8 protein-coding genes are annotated in these 19420 nt (G+C 53.1%); 3 read left to right on the top strand and 5 right to left on the bottom strand.

The window, feature by feature from the left end; translation table 11 throughout:
• Nucleotides 1-11 precede the first annotated feature (11 nt).
• Both BMZ51_RS19965 and BMZ51_RS19960 read left to right on the top strand, forming a co-directional pair.
• Entirely contained in the window at nucleotides 12-626 is a 615-nt protein-coding gene (locus BMZ51_RS19965; protein ID WP_068005324.1) for a LysE family translocator, read from the top strand.
• 215 nt (nucleotides 627-841) lie between these two features.
• Nucleotides 842-2350: a malonate--CoA ligase gene (locus BMZ51_RS19960; protein WP_068005323.1), complete on the top strand. Its 1509-nt coding sequence runs from the start codon at nucleotides 842-844 to the stop codon at nucleotides 2348-2350.
• Between the two features lie 99 nt (nucleotides 2351-2449).
• Here the strand turns inward: BMZ51_RS19960 and BMZ51_RS19955 are convergent, their stop codons facing one another.
• The 4 genes from BMZ51_RS19955 to BMZ51_RS19940 all read right to left on the bottom strand — a co-directional run bounded on the left by BMZ51_RS19955 (nucleotide 2450) and on the right by BMZ51_RS19940 (nucleotide 18016).
• Nucleotides 2450-6208: a hypothetical protein gene (locus tag BMZ51_RS19955; protein WP_068005321.1), complete on the bottom strand. Its 3759-nt coding sequence runs from the start codon at nucleotides 6206-6208 to the stop codon at nucleotides 2450-2452.
• Entirely contained in the window at nucleotides 6205-8304 is a 2100-nt protein-coding gene (locus BMZ51_RS19950) for a hypothetical protein (RefSeq protein WP_068005319.1), read from the bottom strand. The genes BMZ51_RS19955 and BMZ51_RS19950 overlap by 4 nt, the downstream gene beginning before the upstream one ends.
• 28 nt (nucleotides 8305-8332) lie before the next feature.
• The gene (locus BMZ51_RS19945; protein ID WP_068005318.1) at nucleotides 8333-17521 is read right to left on the bottom strand and encodes a DUF6603 domain-containing protein; all 9189 of its coding nucleotides are present in this window, start codon (nucleotides 17519-17521) and stop codon (nucleotides 8333-8335) included.
• Between the two features lie 162 nt (nucleotides 17522-17683).
• Nucleotides 17684-18016, bottom strand: coding sequence for an Mpo1-like protein (locus tag BMZ51_RS19940; RefSeq protein WP_068005316.1), 333 nt, complete (start codon nucleotides 18014-18016; stop codon nucleotides 17684-17686).
• Nucleotides 18017-18278: 262 nt separating this feature from the next.
• On the opposite strand from BMZ51_RS19940, the gene BMZ51_RS19935 reads away from it, so the two are divergent.
• Entirely contained in the window at nucleotides 18279-18662 is a 384-nt protein-coding gene (locus BMZ51_RS19935; RefSeq protein WP_139201432.1) for a hypothetical protein, read from the top strand.
• A gap of 30 nt (nucleotides 18663-18692) precedes the next feature.
• Here BMZ51_RS19935 and BMZ51_RS19930 read toward each other — a convergent pair whose 3' ends face one another.
• Nucleotides 18693-19394, bottom strand: coding sequence for a GntR family transcriptional regulator (locus tag BMZ51_RS19930; protein WP_244271372.1), 702 nt, complete (start codon nucleotides 19392-19394; stop codon nucleotides 18693-18695).
• Nucleotides 19395-19420: the final 26 nt, after the last annotated feature.

The raw sequence follows: 19420 nt of genomic DNA, 5'->3' as shown, positions 1-19420 counted from the left end.
AGGAGGAATTCATGTCTATTGAGATGATATTTGCTTTGGTGTTTGCAACAGCAGCGCTCGTGGCTATTCCGGGTCCTAATGTGGCACTCATAGCAGCAAATACCATTAGCCATGGGTTCCGCTTCGGTGCGGTTACTGTGCTCGGCACCACACTCGGTGTTGCTATTCAGCTTATGATCGTTGTCGTTGGTTTCAGCGCTCTTCTTACATTTGTTGCCGATGCCTTTTTGTGGGTCAAATGGCTTGGTGCTGCCTACCTTATCTACCTTGGCATTAAGTCGTGGCGCGAGCGTGCTGATATGCTGCAAAACGCCCAAGCCAGCACTGCGCCGTTGGGCAAACTGTTTTGGCAAGGTCTGCTGCTTGCGGTGATCAACCCCAAAACGCTTATTTTTAGCGCTGCGTTCCTGCCTCAGTTCGTGGGCAGTCAAAGCTCAAGTTATGCGCTTGCAGAACCAGCAATGATCTACCTGCTCGTTATCTTGGCTGGTGATTTGTGCTGGGCAGCCTTGGCAAAGTCCGCCACGCCATTCTTTAAGAGCATTGGACATTTGCGCAACAAGCTCACCGGAACACTCTTCATCGGTTCCGGCATCGGCCTTGCACTTGCACGCATTGAGCGATGAAACAGCCACCGACCTCATGGCAGGCGAAATAACGGCCTGCCATCAGCTTCTGCCATAACGTGAAGCGCTGCCCGCCCAGCCCCTACAACGCAGGTTTGCTGACTGCTGCTATCCAAAGCGCAAACACCGCATTACTCTGGTTGCAATGAATCAGTTTAAAGACCAGTCCGGTCAAGCCGTTGATCGGGTCTTTGCAGCAGTGAAAGGCATGTATTTTGGCAAACCCGCTTTATGATCGTTTGTTTGGGGTGCATGCATCCAAAACCGCACCTTTCCTTCTTCTGCAAGATGGAACCTCTGTTTCTTATGCCACGTTTCTTGAAGAAACGGCGCAGCTTGCGCATGCGCTGGTCAAATGCGGTTTAAAGCCGGGAGATCGCGTCGCTGCGCAGGTTGAAAAGTCGCCGCAAGCTCTGGCACTTTATGCCGCCTGCACACAGGCCGGTCTGATTTTCCTGCCACTCAACATCGCCTATACAGTGAGCGAGCTTTCCTACTTTCTGGAAAACAGTGGTGCCTCTCACATCGTTTGCGATGCGTCGAAAGTGCAAGGGCTGAGCGAACTCACAAATCAACTGGGCGTGGTGTGCAAAACACTCAATGCAGACGGCTCAGGTTCACTCATGGAACTGGCCGCCACACAACCTGTCAGTTTTGAGACGGTGGAGCGGGACCTGAATGACCTTGCGGCCTTTCTTTACACATCTGGAACCACTGGCCGGTCAAAAGGGGCGATGCTGACACAGGGAAATCTGCTTTCAAATGCAGAAACACTGGTTGAGTATTGGCAGTTTGAGCGCGAGGATGTCTTGCTGCATGCCCTGCCAATTTTCCATACTCACGGCCTGTTTGTGGCAACCAACGTCATGCTGCTTGTGGGCGGCTCAATGATCTTTTTGCCCAAGTTCGATCTGGATGCTGTGTTGAAGTTCCTGCCTAAGGCAACCTCTATGATGGGCGTGCCTACCTTCTACACCCGGTTGCTGAGTGATGAGCGCTTCACGAAGAACATCGCGGCGCACATGCGTCTTTTCATCTCCGGCAGTGCGCCATTGCTTGCAGAAACCCATCGCCAGTTTGAGGACCGGACAGGACACCGGATTTTGGAACGTTATGGCATGACCGAAACCAACATGAACACCTCCAACCCTTATGATGGGGAACGGCGTGCAGGAACTGTTGGCTTTCCGCTTCCCGGCGTGGACCTCAAAATTACAAATGCCGAAACCGGGGAGGCCGTGCCTCAGGGTGAAACCGGGATCATAGAAGTGCGCGGCCCCAATGTATTTATCGGCTACTGGCAGATGCCTGACAAAACAGCGGCAGAGTTACGTGAAGATGGCTTCTTCATAACAGGGGATTTAGGCAAGATAGATGAGGACGGTTACGTCCAGATTGTCGGGCGCAACAAGGATCTCATCATCTCCGGTGGCTACAACATCTACCCAAAAGAGATTGAGCTTGTGCTGGATGAGCAGCCCGGCGTTTTGGAAACAGCGGTCATCGGCATACCGCATGCGGACTTTGGTGAGGCTGTTCTGGGCCTGGTTGTTCCGCAAAAGGGCCATGAGCTAGACTTGGAAGCGACCCTGAACGCAGCTAAAGCCAGCCTTGCGCGCTTCAAACACCCTCAAAAACTCATTTTAGTCAACGAACTGCCGCGCAACACCATGGGCAAAGTCCAAAAAAACCTCCTGCGGGAACAATTTAGCGAACCCGTTTAGCCCAAACACCAAGCCCTCACTAGCCTGTTTGCACGTGCTTAACGATCGCAATTGGGCTTTGCAGAAAAAGAGTGAGGCACACAGCCCCACTCTTTGCTTTTAGTCCTTAAGGGGAGGCAGAGAAAGCCACCCGTCGCGAACAATGGCTGGCGCGGCTCCCAGCTGCGGGGTAGCGCTCGCATTTAGCAAGTTAGGTGTTACGTCCCATCCAGTGCCCTGAACTTCAACCCACTCCCACTTTCCCTGTGTCCCACCTGGTAGCGGTAAGCTAACTCCGTCAGCTGGTGTTAAAACAGGGCCGATGCGGAAGTTGGCAGACATGGTTTGCAAAGCGGGCGCAATCACCTGCGGTGTCAACTGAATCCGGCTTGCAGGTATCATCGAGGATGTAACGGGTATCTGGCCGCGAGGGTCTAACAGGATGACCAGATCCATATAACTTGGCGACTGAGTACTGCTTACAGTGAATGCAACCTCGCTTTGGGTGTTGATGTAGGTCCCGCTCACCTCTGGAATGGCTCTGGTTAAGGCGTGATGAACAGCTTCTGATGCTGCCTCTGGTAGCGTCTCCTGGTAGTTTTTTGCGGTGATGAGTTCGCTGAAATCATTATTGATGTAGCTTCCCAGAACACCCGAGCCCGCCAGTTCAAAGTCGCCGATGTTACAATTTTCTGTCAGACCTTTGATGGGAGAGGCGGGCAACGGCGAAACAGTTAACTTTGTCGGGTCAAGAAGTTGAGGCCCTTTTTGAGTAAACGCCAGTCTTGCACTGACCACAGCAATTGGTGTGCCTAACATGTCCTGCAGGTTTCCATTCAGCGGCTGCCCGCCTTTTGCGCTCATGGCCCAACTGTTCAATGCGGCCAGTTGCAATAACCCTTCCAGTGCAGCGTCGCTTTGCGTTACCTGCGTTTTTAACAGCCCGGTGAGCATCTCGGCAAACAGTGCATTTTCAACCTTGGGAGGCGCTCCAAGTGAGATCGGTTGGCCAGGTGCACTTTCCCAGCGCAGTCCTGCGGAATTCTGAGAATAAATGGATCTTACCGTACCAGCAGGCGTTCCGTCAGCCTCAAAGACCATCAGGGATTGCTCAAGCCGGTTTGGCAGGAGCCAGCCGATGATGGGGGAGGACGCGCTTGCGGAGTTGACCGGGACCGAAGCATTTGAGCCATCTTGACGAGGGAAGGCTTGTGCGCTCATCAGCGTGATGTCCAGTTTTGAAGGTTGAGCAAGTGCTTTGCTCAATGACACAAAATCATCGCCATCATCTGAATGCTGATCGGGGGGAATTGACAGTTTCAAGCCAGAGGATTGCCCTGAATCAATGATGTTCAGGACCTGACCGAAAGCATCGGCGACATATACGCCGGTAAACTCAAAATACCCCTGCCGCAGAGGGTTGAACAGGCCAATATTGCCTGGCACAGCAGAAGCACTGGAAAGGATGGCCTCCTGAATGACCGGATCATCAGAGGTGAGAGAGAACATTTCCTGTTTTCGTCCCAGAAACGCTTGTTCAAAACCACCCATCGTTTGAATGAGCACATCCTGCCCAGCACTGAGGGTCTCAGCTGATCGTAAGAAGTCTTTTTGTTGTGATGTCAGTCCTTCGAATGTTGGAGATGTGCTGATGAAGTTTTGCAACCGCGCTGCAAATACATCAAATGCGCTGGCATTCAAAATGGTGTGTCCAGTCAATTCAAATGGACCGGAGGGTGTGTCCTCGGTGTTTTGTGAGGCATCGGGGTACCAATTGAGTTTCCAATCCAGAACCAATGGCGACCACGGAGCTAAATAACCAAGGCGTACACCGATTTGTGAAGGGGCAACCCCTTCGAAATACTTTGATGCATCGGCAACCGGATCGTGGTCTTCATCCCGATCAGCTTCTGGGTAAAGTGCGTGCAATTCGCTGGTGATTGCATCGCCAAAAGATTTTAGTTCTGCATCTGACAGACTCTGACCGGCGTTTGTGGCGATCAGGTTTGCAAGATACTGGCTATTTCCAGGATTAAGCAGGATCGCCTCGCAAAGCAGCCATTGATATTCGACGGGAAGGTCACTTGAGCTGGCGATGTTGAGATCTGAAATCAATGTGCTGGTGTTTACACTGCCATTTACTGTGATCCCGCTGTATTGTGACGTCCAGGAGAAGGTTAGCTCTGTCAGTGTTTCTCCAGTGACCCTTACCTCCAGAGTAGGGTTTTGTGCCGAGTTGCCTGCTTTAGAGTTTTGGCCCGCGACACCCTTGCCAGATACAATCAATGTTGGGTCGTTGGGCGCCATAAACTGCGAAAGCGGACTTTGCAGGACTTGAAACTCTGAGCCGACGCTTGTTTCAAGTTGGCTGGTAAGCCCTTTTATGGATGTTTCAGCTTGAGCCTGTTTGGTTTGCTGGGTTGTCAGAGTTGCCTTGAATTTCGTTAGAGCCGCGTCATAAGGCGTTGCATCAAATGTACTGGCATCTTTATCGCTTGCTTGTTTTCTCAGATAAGCGACAGCGAAGATCCGCCAGTTCAGGTCAGCGATATCATCGAGAACCTGATCATAGGTGGCTTGAGCCTGATTAAGCTCTATCAGCAATGCAAGGGCGTCGGCGGAAAGATCGACAGAGATAGCAGAGCTGCTGGCTGCCTGTGCTCCAGTTGATGCATTACTCTGGTTTGCAGGGCGTACGACCCATTGCGTCCCGCCCGCCTGCGGTGAGAATTTGCTCGCTTGTGCTTTTGCATTGAAATTGATCGTGTTCGCGTAAGTATCACTTGGGTAATTCCCAAAGACGGACATCAGGAGGTTGTTTTTCTGCGTGCCAGTCTGCGGCGAGGTTGTTTCGCTGTTTGCACCAGACAGCGGAGCAAGCCAGGCGGCTAAGGCCTGACTGGAGTTTTGGCCAATAGCAAGGCCAAGGTCCGTTATGTCTGTTGTGGCCGGTGCGTAATCGGTATCGGAACCAGTCCAGTTCAAATCCAGATACACGCTGTTGCATAGCATTTGAGCGGGGTAAGTCCACTCTGTGGAGGAACCGGAGGGATACTCTTTTGCAAGCCACTTTTCCCAGTCTTGCTGCGCATCTGTTTCGCTAACCGAAAGAGCCCAGGTAAACGAAGTCATGATTTCTTGCCATAACGCTTTTGCATTGGCTGCGTCAGAACTTTGAGCCACCTGGCTGAATGGGTCTTCAGTCACAGGCTGATACCAACCGATCACCATATAGCCGACCGATACACTGCCATTTGCCGGCTTTGAATAATCACTGAGCGGGTCATGGAAGGATAAGACGTTTTGCGTGCCGCTGTAGGCGGCTGCCCATCGAATAGAACCGGGCGCGCTCACAGTTATGTCTGCCGTGTCGGTGAGTGGTTCACCTGCCCATTGGGCAAGGGGCAACGAGCGGCCTAATCCTTTGGCAACAAGCTGTGGTGTATCCGTTGGTTTATCCGCAGTGTTGAGCAGCCATTGTGCCTGCGTGCTCTCCTGCACACTCTCCAGATAATCACTCTCAACGATCCACGAGGTAAGCTGAGGTTTAGCACCGGGTGCTGTCGATAAAATACGTGTCACGAGCCAACGGTTCGGCAGATCAGGGTAGGTCATAAGACCGTCTGCGTTTTGCGTGCCATGACGCAAGGCTTTGGGCACCGTAAAGTGCAAATGCGCTCCGGTTTCGAGCGCAAATTTGGGTGACACCTCCGACGTCAGTGCATCCCCGCCTTTTAGCATCTGGTCATAGTTCAGGCCGAGCTTGGCCCAGTTTACTTTCTGGTTGGGAGTACCAACAAGCAAACAGTCCATCTGCATTGGTACAATCATGCGTGGTCCGCTCACGGTGGGTTTAGCTGTAGCTTCTTTGGAGGTCATGCTGCTTCTCCAGTGTTGTTGTCTTGTGAGGTTGGGGACCAGCTGAAGGAAAACTGACCAGCCGGTTTGATCATTTGCACGGCAAACTGACCTGAGCTCAAAGCCCCGGAAGCCTGAAGGTAATCATCATTGGCGGAGACGATTGCCGCAAGGCTTTGGGCTGTCGCGCTGACATCCAAAACGCCGTTACTGTGCGCACGCATTGCAACTTGTACGCTCGCGTCCCCAGAACCGTCACTGGGGATTTTTGATCCAGTTTTTGCGCCTGAAATATACCGGGCTGGGATCACGTAGCCACTGCCTTGAACATAAACGCCAAACTGCTGGTGTTGCTCTGGCTGAGTGAAGCTGACAGTCTCCGGCACGCCATAAAAGAGGCCAAATGTGACCGCGCTGGAAAGGTTCTGTTTTTGCAAACATACGAGCGCATTCCCATCAACTGCCCTAGCTGAAACAGTCATCTTTGGAAAGTCAGTGACAAGGCTGGACCGCAGAAGATAACCGGTGATTGGTTCAACCCAGCCTTCGCCGTTATTGGCACTCTTCATAGCTTTTGTAACAGCTGAGTGGGCGCTCCCCTGATGATGCGCAAGGGAGCTGTCCTCCAAAATTCCAACGCTGAGAGCGCCCATAAGGAAGTAGTAAATCCAGTTTTGGTCTAGGATGAAGAACCGAAGGCTTTCAGTCATGAGCAAATCAGCACTGGGCACAAGGTAGGAAAATGGCAACCCTGTAAGCTGTGCTTGTCTTGCAAGCCAGTTTTGTATGCTCACTGGTGGCTCCTGAGAGGACGCTGCCTGCCCTTCGCTCAATAAAGCGCGGGCATCATGATAGAGGTTTCCAGTGGATTTTAGAGCTTCGGTAATGGCATCTGCGCGCCACCCTGAAATCTGCGTCAGATAGGACGGCGTTGATAAAGCAAGCAGCCGCCCGACCTCAAAAGCTGCCGCATAAGAGACATCGAATGTCCCTGTCGACTGGTCATAACGCAGAAGTTGGTCACTGTGTAAAACGGCAGGTAAAATAGCGCTGTCTTTTGGTGGTTGAATAAGGTCCTCTTTGGTCGCAACGGGTGTAAACGGGCCGCGATACCAACCGGTCATGGTTTCCCCAGAGCGCATGTGCCATGTGAGCGGCACATAGCCGAGCTCCAGTACAGTGCCTACCTGACCCTCAATCTTTTGAGGCAGTTTAAGCATACTGGTGTTGTCACCTTCAGCAAGCCTTTGGAAGTCAGAGCAGAAATCGCTCTCTTCTGTCACGGTTCCAAGCTGCCATGAATACAAAACCGCGACGCGAACAGACGTCTTATCCTCAGGAATACTCTTGGAGCCGCCGGGCAAGTAGTCTCCCAGCCCTTCAAGGCTGATCAAGAAAGCAAAGTTGTTCTTTGCTGGCTGAGGCAGGCGGTTAGCCATGATAATTGAATAGGTATCGGTCCCAGTCTCTGACGTTTGTGTGCCATCGTCCTTACTGGTTCTGCGCACATGGGCCAGAAGCTTCATGTCTGCGGCAGAGGGCATATTTGCAGTGAACACCGCTGCTGGAATATCCAGGCTGCTGATTTTCTCAGCGCGCTCCTGCGTGGTTGGCGAAGGCGATATAACGGGTGCCAGAACGTTTTGGGAACTGGGTGAAATGAGGTCGCCAACGGTGATCGTGTGCACTGGCTGTGCAAGGTTGCCAAGCTCTTCTTGCGTCAGCACGACCAGCGCCAGCCACGGCGCAGTGTCCCCGTTCGTGCTACTTTGAGGGATTGCAATCGTACTTTCCCAGGGAATAGAGGGCGAAGCTAAACTAATATATGGCAGTGTTTCTTGCCATGCGCCCGGAGACCGCGAGGGCGGGAATACCTCCATCACCTGATCCGTGCCCATCGATAATTTAGGGCCCTCAACAGCGAAGTCGAGGGAGGTCTCATAGGGCGCACATTGATCACCATCTGATGGTGAAATCGCGCAGGTTCCATCGTGTGAAACGCTTTGCTGAACCGACAACACATAGGATCCTGACGGGAGCGCAGGGCTATCCTTGTCGAAGATTTCAATTTGTCCAGCAGTCAGGCCGGTAGAGTTACCAGAAGCTTGTTCTTGCATAAGATTTATCCTTCTTCTCATCTAAGGCCTAACGCTCATCGCGTGACAGGTTGATCTTCGCGAATGCGCGAAGCGGGTTGTGCGTGGCGGGGGCGGCAAAGGTTCCAAGCACCTGTCTCTTCCATGTGGCTTTGAGCTGTGAAGGGGGCAGAGCGCTTGCAAACACGCCTTGCACCTCATGTGAGGCTGACGTAAGCACGTGCACAGGTTGGCCTCTTGCTCCCTCAAAAAACAGGACTTCAGAGCCTCCGAGCTTGAGGGATTGCACAGGCTCAGCTGCATGCCACCCGCCTGCACGTTCTCCCCGTTTCAGCAGGATATCGGTGGGAGCGTCGTCAGAGTGGGTCACCACCACGGCAATCGTCCGAGCTTCGCTCTTGAAGAGCGTTTCAACCGTGCCGTTGACCCGTGTGCCATTCACATGCTCCAGCACATCTGCCGCAACTATATTTTCCATGCAGTTAGGGCCGGGCTTAAAGCGGCTCATCTGCTCAAGAGCACCGCGTGTGAAGACCGTGCAGCCTTCACCAACAAGACGGCCATCACCAACTAGCATCAGTTTTTGGTCGCTCAGCCATCCTTTGAGTTGGAAGGAACGTGTGCTGCTGACCGGCTCGCAGAAAACTGCAATGCGATGCGTGCGTGCTGGAAGGACCAGTCGTTCTTCTTGCGTCACTGTATGGCTGAGGATGCGCCCTGCGCGGTCCAGAGCAATAACGCGAAGGTCAAGGCTGCGCACATTGCTGATATCAAGGAGCAATGGCACAGAACTCCGGGCTGCCTCAAAGAGGAAGGCACGTCCTGGCTCTGCGATCACGTTTGGCTCGCCAAAGTGGTATGAAGACAAGTTATGCCAGAACCACCGTGTGCGCTGGCGGGAGGGAAGGCCATTGCGAGCCTCGGTAAACCCTCTCATTGCGCGAAGTCGTCCGTACCCGATCAGAGAGACCCTGCCGGGTTTCCTGACCGAAAAACGCTCTGCTGCAGCTGCATCCTTGTCAGTCGGCTGGCTGATTGCAGGGGGACTGCTGGACGCGGCAGGTGGTGTGTTTACATAAGTCCCGACTTGCGCAAGCTGAGGTGGGGCGATCAGGATTTGATCGGCATACTCTTTCATCACGCTCATATCAGGCGTGTCGATGGCGCTCAACATTACATCGTTAAGGGCCTCGCCCATTGCTTTGCGAATTTGCTCAACACCTTCTGAGGCAATGGTTGTCTGGATCACAGAAAACGCGTTTTCCTGCGGTTCTGGAGCATCAGCGGGAATTTGCGCGATCGTTGCAAACGGTAAGGTGGCGTGGGTGCTTTGAGCACATGTTGGGGTGTAGACCGTGCTCATAGTAATGGGACCAATCTCACCGCTAGGGCTGGTTGGAGCCGTTGAGATTTTCAGACCAACAATCGCGTCTTTGACGACAGCCGCTTCCTCAGAGGAACCAGCAACCGAACTTCCCTGCGACCACAAGGCTGCTGGCACGCCGTTATTGATGGGCTCCACAACAAAGCCTGAAATGTCGTTGGCCTCGTCAGCTGCGGTGATTGAGACTGTAAGTTCTGTGTCTAAATTGTCCTTCCATCCAACTGGCTTTACTCCGATAGCGCCGCCGCTTTCAAAATGTTCTGTCGTATTGGTAAAGGTGGCCTGTGTAGCTGGGATTGAGGAGGTAACCTTAAACTCCACCGTCTTTGCCTGAACGGTATTGGCCGCAGCACCTGTTACCTGGCCAGATTGAACAGCGGCTATAAGCGGAACAATCTCGTCATTCCTTTGTTTGTTCTTTGGCAAGAACTTCTGGGCAAATGCTGGCCAGGTCAGCCCTGAGGTACGGTTTGATCCGCCATCGCCGAATGGAATTGAGAACGAGATGATGTACCAGTCCACATAGACTGAACCACCTGTCTGAGGGCCAAACAAATGCAACCCGGCACCAAGCGAGGCTGAGAAAGTAGAGGAGCCTATCCAGTAGTCAATGGTGTAGGAAACGCCCACATCAACATGCACATCAATGTCATAGTAGAAGGGTGCCCAGCTGATCAGGAAGTCAGCGCCAGCATCAAACCAGGCGTGAAGTTTACCGGAGCGGAACTGTGCGCTCAGGTCTGCGCCTGCCATGATTGCGCTGGGTGTCAGGGCGAAGTAGGTGCCGCCGCTGATAGATGTATCGCTGTTGATACGCCAGTCAAAACCGACACGCGGGACAGCAGGGTAATAATCTGGCGCCTTGAAGGCAGGAGAGTACCCCCCAAGCGTTATCACAAAATCGCCAGCGTTCTCGTTATCGCCAAACCACGCTCTGACCGCAAAGCCACCGGTCAAATGACAATTGTGAGACAGAATGAACGAGCTTGGCGAGAGTTGTCCAGTGAGTGCAAACTCGCCTTCACTCGGCTCAAAACTCATTGTTACGCCAAGTTCGATATAAGCGAGAGCCTTATCAAGTGAAACGTCAGGCGGCATTGTGGCCTTTGCCAGACCAATTGCATCAAAGGAGAAACTTGCTCCAAAGTTGGCGATCAGCATTGCAAATGTGTTTACCAGCTCGAAGCTGGAAACATTGAGGCCGGCAGCACCCCAATAATTGCCGATTTGCGGGGGAATAACCTTATCAAACTTTGCCAGCACCTGAGAGGGAGAGCTGCCTTCAGCAATAAAGGTTGGGTCTGATACCGCCTGAATGAGCGGGAAGCTGTCCACCTGGCTCACGTCAGGCAGCGTCAGGCCGCGATTGATCGAAAACCCACCAGCAAAGCCTTGAATTGAGAATGCAGGCGGACCACCCAGCGCTCCCCCGAGACGTACATCACCAAAGATAAACATGGAGGTCGTCTGCGTTTCCCCTTCGCCTGGGTTGGCAGGCATCAAGGCATATGAGCCAACAGCTGTTAGCCCCAAAAGGCTGGTAGAGGCGTTAATCTCGCCATCATAACTGATTGCTGTGTCGCTCGTTTGCTTAAGCAGGTCACCAGACAAGGAGACAGTGCCGCCCTTAAAAGCCAGTGCCAGACCAGAAAGGTCCAGCCCGTAGCCGTCAAAGTCGGTGGGGTCGGTAATTGGCACACTTACATCAAGGCCGATGACCTCTAATGTCACTGCGGTGGTCTGGATACCTCCGTCAAACAACATCCCCAGCTGCTTCTTTGATGAATGCCAGTCTGCTCCGATGCCATTAACTTGCAGCGGGCCGAAGCTGCGCTGCACTGGCAGGTAAATTTCTGAGACCGGCTTGCCGTCTTGCTCCAATGCCGCTCCAAATGTACCGTCAGAAATCCAGCCAAGGGTCGCATCAAACGCCGGGTTCACAGCAGGTTTGGTTCCCTTCGCGTCGGAGGAAGAAGATCCCAACAGGTTTTGGGCAACCGGGTTTGCGCCAGTTCCGGTCACTGAACCGGGGCTGAGGGCAAAGGCGATGTTTGACAGATCACCACCAGCGCCGTAGCTCTTAACCGGGTCGCCATCACCAAATTCCAAGGACAACAGACCTTGAGCGGTCACACCCTCCAGCGAGAAGCGGGATAAGTCGATCAGTGGCTTGCCGTTCTTTCCTTCCAGCGAAACGCCAATATAGGCCGCCGAAAACCGGAGGTGTTCAAAGTCCGGTCCACTTTCAGGCACGCTTATGGAAACCGATAGACCCGGTACATAGTCACCTGTTCCCGATTTTCCGGCCTGCTTGATCCAGTCGCCTGACTGCGCATTTCCCAGCTGAAGCGCAAAGCCGCTATTTTTGATGGCGATACTTGGCACCACCAATGACAGCGTATAGTCCGGCGTGCTCTCAAAAGCCTTTGATGCCTCGTTCGTGCTTGAGCTGATCTGGAGTTTGCCATTGTCGGGCAACGAGACGAGCGTCAGTGGGCTGTCCGCCGTCAAATCACTCAGGATAGCGTTGATTAGAGCTGCCAAAACGTTACTGACTGTCTTTCCCGCGAGGGCTTGCGGTGAAGCAGGCATAAAGACACCGTCTTGCTCTGTAATCAGGCCAATGGACGTTAAGATGGTACCAGGTGCCGGAATTTTCCCACTCAAGAGTTTCTGGTCAAGCCACGCCTTGCTGACACTGGCATTTAAGAGTCCGAGTGCGGCATACCGGGGAAGTACATGCAAAGCCAGATCTTCTAACCATGCCTCAAGGCCCCCTCCAGCTGTTCCATCAGTTCCGGGAAACGGCACGGGCAGGAGTTGTGCATCGTATATTGCATAGGCGCCGCCTGTTCCGAGAGGATTGAAGAGCAGAGAGAAACCAGCGCTGTTAGACCAGTCCGCACTGATACGCGGTCCTGTTTCACCAAACAGGTCTGCTTCAACACTCAGACCAAGGTCAAACTGAATATTACCGCCGCTTGCAATTGGATAACCGATGCCTGTTTTTGTCAGGTCAAACCGGATCCCCGAACCTGCGTCGAACTGCATACGGGCCCACAACCCTGCGATGCTGTCTTCAATGCCAAACGAGATAACCAAAGGAATACTTGAAACGGGTTGATAGGAGACAAGCCCATCCTTTGAGGTGATGCCATCAACCTCGTCCGCGAGCAAGGCAACGACGGCCTGCGCGGTATTGGTGGCATTAGCGCTTGTGAGGCGCTGCTTGACCCAGTCAATCGCAATGTCTTCCAGTGACTGTCCGCCATCAACTTCAAGCGCAGCATTTGTAAGTTCTTCAACAAGCTCAGGAACGTCCAGATCCTGCGCTGCCGTTTGCAATTTGCCAACAAACTCGGCGGCGCCCTCCGTTTTCAGGTTATCCAGCAGTTGCGTTGCGGCCTCTGAAATCAGTTTTTGAGCAGCCTGTGCTGCCACGTCCTTTGCAAATTCCAACCAGCCGGTGAACGGAATCAGATCTAAGGTTGGGCCATCGACCTGCCCTACTGACAAGCTGAAAGTATTGTCGTAGGCAGCGCTTAGCTCAAATTTTGGCGTGTTGTCAGAAATGGAACCGCTGAACGCAATCTGAGCCGTGGGTACAGGTATAAGGTCTGGCGTTAGCGCCAGTCCGAAGTTGAGTGCTGAAATGGACAGGTTGGATGAAAGCTGAAGTGTTTCGTTCAGGCGAGGGGAGATCGTAAAGCGGTTCGCATCAACATCTGCTGTAAACACCAGCTCAAGGTTGTAAGGCAACCCGGCCACGGTGATACTGTTGTCTTGCGAGAGTAGATAGACACCGGAGCCCGCAGTGCCCTCAGACGGCAGCTGTGAGAACAGCTGGCTCAGGCCCTCAATGCTCAACGCACCATCAACACCCATTAGCGTTTTTTCAAGCAACCAGTCAGCTGGGTGGTCAATGAATTGCAGCGGCAGGTGCAAATTGGTTTGTCCATCCGAACCGGTGCTGGTAAGCCCTAATGCTGTCGCCACACCAATTGCAACGGGGTGGTCCGCAAGCGTTGCGCCCAGTGCATCGGCAACAATGCGACCCAGCAACATCGCCGGGACTGTTTGTTCCAGGTCTTGCAGGAAGTCCTGTGCGCTGAAGGGGTAAAGGCGAACCTGAGCTGGCTGAAAAGTGCCCTCAGCGGAGCCAAGGCGGATGGCCGCTGAAAATTCAGGGGTGTTAAAGTCTGCGCTGGCAAGCGATAGGCCAATTCCACTTTCGATCTGGTCTGCGTCCAGATTGAGGGATGCCGCCAATGTCTTATCAGTCAGGTTAAAGCTCAGGGCCCCGCCCAACTTCAGCGAAGACCCGAACATGATCGGGTTTGCAAGCTCAATCATAAAGTCATTGGCGTTGAGAACGCTTAGGCTCACCGGCCCGAAGCTGGCCGTTGCCTTCGACTGACCAAAAGCTGAAGCAAGCGCGGCTCGTTTTGTTTCGCTGGACATGAGAGCGGCGAGTTGGGTGGGCAAAAACTTGGCAGGGTTTGAAACCAAAGCCAGGATTGCATTGGGAACTGGCAAGTAGCCGGAGCTTTGCGAGGTCGTTAAGCCCAAAGCAGCCAGAACAGCAAGAAGTTCTTCCGGTACATCTGGCAGCTTCAAACCGGAGGCGGAAGTCAGGAGGTCGACCAGGTCTTCACGCTGCTCGCTCTGCTCAAGCAAATAAGTGCCAGCTGCGCTGAAAAACTCGGTTGGCGCTGCCGTCAGTTGCAGCCATGCCTGTGCATTAAGGGCAAACGTGCCATCGACCTGAACTGCAAGGCCAGCTGTCTCCAGCAGACCCGCAAGCTTTATCAGCATTGGGTTGTCGCCATAAGCGTCAACCAGTGCACGTACACCGGCATTGAGCAGTGTAAGAAGCGTCTCACTATTTGCAGCAGTGAGCGCTGTTGCAGGATTCTCCAGATCTATTTTGATTTGCGTGCTGCTGTTGGTGGGGGTCACCGAAAGGATCGGAGCCATAGCCGGACCATCGGATGTCAGCAGGAGTGTGAGCCCGACTTCAGCAGAACGCAAAGTGTCCTTCACCAGCTCGCCACTTTTGCCGGTCAGATCAGTCACAATCGTGACAGAGGGCGTGTGTTCTTCACTGGATGTGGCGCTGGAAAACAGTTCAGCAGAGACATTTACCGAGATGTCTACGTCGCCAGCCAAGTCAGGCGAAAACGCGCGGTTGAGCCCGATTACAACACCATCACCAGCCTGCTCCTTATCCCAGATGGCCAGCTCTATTCCAGTTGAGGTTGGCAGAGGAACAAGGTAGGGGCCTCCATTGCTAGGAGCTGAAATGACTGGTGCAATGCTGTCGCTTCCTAGTGCCCAACCAAGTAATGAAAGCGCTGCCTGCGCCTGCAAGCTGTGGGAAAAGAGACTGTTGAACTGGGTGTTGATTGCCTCCAAAGGAGTAGTCAAAACATCAGACCCAAGGCGGGGCATATCATCTGGCCATGAAATTCCCTGAGGTAAATTTTTAGAGATATCGCCGCCCAGTAAACCAAACCAGCCATCCAGCAACACGCCAGCCCTCGTGCCTGATCGCAAGAGCGCAAGACCTGTAATGCCCAGCAGCAATGGGGCAAAGGTATCGGTACCCGCACCGGAAAGCTTGTCGGCCCACGATTCGCCTTTGGCAAAGATCAGGTCGCTGCCTGTTGCAACAACCGTGTTACCGTCCTTCAGCTCCGATTTAGCAACGCTGATTTGCCATGAAAAACTGTCCTGCGATGACCAGCCGACTTGCGCAGCTGCGCTGTCAATGCTCAATGAGGTGCCCGTAGAAGTGCCGGTACTGACCCCATCAGGGAGGGCAATTTTAAGATCAAGCGCGCTGAACGTACGTGCGCCGGTAAGTTGTGCTGAGGTGCTGGATGTTTCAAGTGTGAGCAGGTCTGCACCCAGTGAGAGATCAAGTGCCGTATCCTTGGTCAACTGAAAGTCTACACCGACCTGCAACCCAAGTATCAGGTCTTCATTTTGTCTGTAGGCTTTCAGGTAAACTTTTGCCTGCGACCCCAAAAGCGGAAATAACCACGGATCGTCTGGTGTTCCAGCTGCCGAAGATGATGCAACGGTTGACGAACCGCTGACCATAAGCGTTGCAACCATTTGTGCAATCCATTGGGCGGGCAAAGCACCTGCAACAGGCTCGTCAGCGCTCAGCACAGCGTAATACCAGCTTTGCAGCGCTCCCAGAGGGTCCGTAATGTTGCTTGCAAACGCACTCGGGCTCAAAGGCGGTGTCAGAGCCTGCGTAAAGCCGCTGGTTGTCGGTGCAGCAAGGCCAAGTAAGACGGACAGCGCAAAACCAGGTGACCCAGTTTGCGTTCCAAGCAGACTTTGAAGTTTTTGACTAATAACGGAGGCCAGATCGCCCGCGACCACACTTGCAACTTTCTCTGGCTGCAACAAGTTGAGCGATGCATGAGAAGAGCCTGCGATTTCAACTGCAACAAACTCAAACTTCGGCAGTAAATTCACCGTGTCACCAGAGGGCGTGAGCTCCAGGCCAAGGTCAAGCGACCCAATCGAGAACACCTTTTCCTCGTACATGGCGCTGACAAGCGGTGAGCCTTGCACCTTATTTTCAAGTGTGAGCTGCGCAATCAGTGGCGCGGGAGCTATGGCTAAAGCGCCGTCGCTGAAACCCAGATCAACAAACGTCAATGAGGCTGAAGGGACCAACTGAGCGGAGGAGGACCCCAGTACAACTGCATCGGCTTGAAAAGAGAGGCCAGGCAGTAGATGTGTTGTCCCATCGCTGTCTGTGGCAGTTTCAAGGGTTAGATACAAAGTGCCAGCGGTGCCGATGGTTTTAAGCAGGAATTGGTACGGCGCTACTTCGGTTCCTTCGCCTTGTACGTTTGGAATCGCACCAGTGGCCAAACCAGAAAGCGCTGCGCCCCACGCTTTTAGCACAGAAGTGTCACTTGCGATTATCTGCAACCAGTCGATAAATGGCTTTGCCAGATCATCGCTATTTTCCAACAAGGATAGCCAGTCAATCGCCGGAACATCACCATTTCCTGCAACGCTGCCGCCAAAGCCAATGGCCGGAAAAAGAAGCGAAATCTCTGGAGAATCTGCGGGCACAATTTGGGCAAGGGCTGCCACAAGCAATCCTCTGACGGCCCCCATAACCTCTTCATTGGAAGCAGCTTGCAGGTCGGACAAATTGACATCACTGGCTTGCTCCTCGCCCGGCGTTTTAAGTTTTACAATTTCGAGGCTAACGTCGACGGGAGACCCGGTTGTTTGTGCGGGGGCCATTGCAACACTCATACGAACGCCATCTAGGGAAAAACCGGCGATGTTGACGAGAGGGCCTGTTGCGCTGACAAGTTCCACCCCAAGCAGCAGGCTTTCGTTCGGGTCACTCAGCGCAACTTGAGGTGTACCGTCGACCAGAAGAATCGGTAGAATTCCCCATAGGCGTGCCTGAAGGTCCTCGCTGATGTTTTGAACAATCTGGAATCCAAGGCCATAGGTTTGGCCGCCCCCCTGAGAGGCTCGTGAAATAAGATAGGGACCGGAACCTGCGGACAAAGCCTCTGCGTCATCCTCCTCCAACAAGGGGTACCATGTTCCAAGACTACCAGCTGAAGAGGAGGGGATATTGAGCGTTGAACCACTGCGCGAGCCAATAAGCTCTTTTATCAAGGCAGGAAGGTTAGTTCCTGAGCTTTTTAACCCTTGTGCCAGATGGGAAACAGGATCAGAAAACCAGTCTTCAGTGAGCGTATAGTCCTCTGAATTTGCGTTCTTTGGTATAAGTAAACCGGCCAGGACGGCCAGCTCCAGGGTGGCAGCGTCCAGATCTTGTCGATTTATTATTATGCTCACGGTCCCTGTCCTCACATCTTGAGTTTGTTTCAAGTCTGTGAGGGAAGACGGGTTGTTACAGTCTGCGTGAATTTCGCGAAAATACGTGGTTAATGAGAGCTTTACCGATGCGGTATCACGCTCTGGTAGCGCTTGAACCCATCAAAGGTGAAAGGGCTCAAGCTATTTCAGGATGGAAAGGCGGCCGCGGAGGATGTCGAAGAACATCATGAAGTCGCCGAGAAGGCTGTAGAGTGGGAATTTGAAGCTAGCGGGCTTGTTCTTTTCAAAAAAGAAATGCCCGATCCAGGCAAAACCGTAGCCAAGCACTGGCACCGCGAGTAAAGCCAGCCACGCTGCTGAAATTGCAATGTAGATGATGAGGGCAAGAACGAGTCCCGTCCCTATGAAATGCAGCCGTCGGCTGATGACGTTTTGATGTTCCGCCAGATAAAATGGATAGAACTCCCCGAAGCTGCCAAATTGTAGGTTACTGGTGTTTCTTTTATCACTCATTGCATTATCCCCCCGTCCATATGCCTAATCCTGCCCTATTTCTAACAGCAAGGATAGACTCAGGTGTATGTGACGAGGCATTTCAAAACAGCGGGCGGCGTTACAAACAAAGGTGCTGCACGCTCACACAGCACCTCAAGCCCCGCATCTTGGGGACTTCTTGTTCCGCTGGAGAGGGCATGTTAACTTCAAAAACTCAGTGTTGCGAACGCCCTAACTGCGAGTTTTGAGTAGCCATTTCCAGGTCACTAAAGGAAAGATGATGCTTTTTAAGATTGCACTTATTTCCGGAATATATCTGTCGGTTACGGGCCTTGGTTTCTTTCTGGACCCGAAATTTTACACGCGGATGATGGGGTCTCAAAAAGGCAGCGACCCGGTACTGGTCAACCTGTCTGGCGCATGCCATTTGCTGGTGGGACTGATTGTTCTCACAAATGTAGGCTCGTTTGCCAGCTTTGCTTCGGGCGCGGTCACCGTTTTGGGAGCCATGGCGACCCTTAAAGGGGTCTTTCTCATCATCGCTCCGACCCGCACGCTGGAAGGTCCTGCACCAAGCGCACGCGCGCGCCAAGTAATCGCCTTTGCATTTTGCGGTGCCGGCCTGCTGTTTTTCTGGGTAACCTCAACCCTTTATTGGCCATAGAGCGACCGCTTTGAAGCACCTGCTTGGCTTTTAGAGCTGCGCTGCCAAAGCTTTACCAGCAGTTTCTATATGTTGACGCAAACACAGTGTGGCCGCTTGGATATCGCGGTCAAAGCATAACTCAAGCAGGCGTTGGTGCTCGTGATGTGATTGCTGCTCATAATCCAGCTGAATTGCGGCCGTGTGCAAGTAGCGCTGTGAGATGGTCGCCAGTGCACCGATCTGCGCCAAGAGACGCGGGCGCTTACATGGTGCGTAAAGGGCGTTGTGAAAGGCATGGTTAAGCTCACCAAAGGCACTACGCGGTGCCTGTTGTGCTTGCTCGAGAATGGCTTTTGCAGCCTCCAGTTGGCTGTTGCTGATTTCTGGCAGGGCTTTACTTAGAGCCAGAACCTCAAGCGCTGCGCGCATTTCGTAAACCTCGGTGAGTTCTGCAATATTGAGGGCCGTGATGACCGTGCCGGCGTTGGGAACAATGTCGACCCATCCCTCTTTTTGAAGGATCTGCAAAGCCTCGCGCACGGGCATGCGGCTGACACCGTAATCGGCTGCCAGTGTTTCCTGCCGCAAGACTGCCTCTGGCAGCAACTGTGCCTGAATAATCTTTTCCCTCAGATCCTGCGCAATGAACCGGGATTGATCGCCGGTACGTTTACGCACGCCGCCCTTGTTCATGACGAACCCTTCCCGCGCCAAACGCCCCTTTGTCGTACTGGGTTGACGAGCATTCAATTTATGTATCCAATTATAGCTATTGT

The organism is Pseudovibrio axinellae, from assembly GCF_900110875.1.
GTDB classification, from domain to species: Bacteria; Pseudomonadota; Alphaproteobacteria; order Rhizobiales; family Stappiaceae; genus Pseudovibrio; species Pseudovibrio axinellae.
This window is presented reverse-complemented; position numbering and strand designations above follow the sequence as displayed.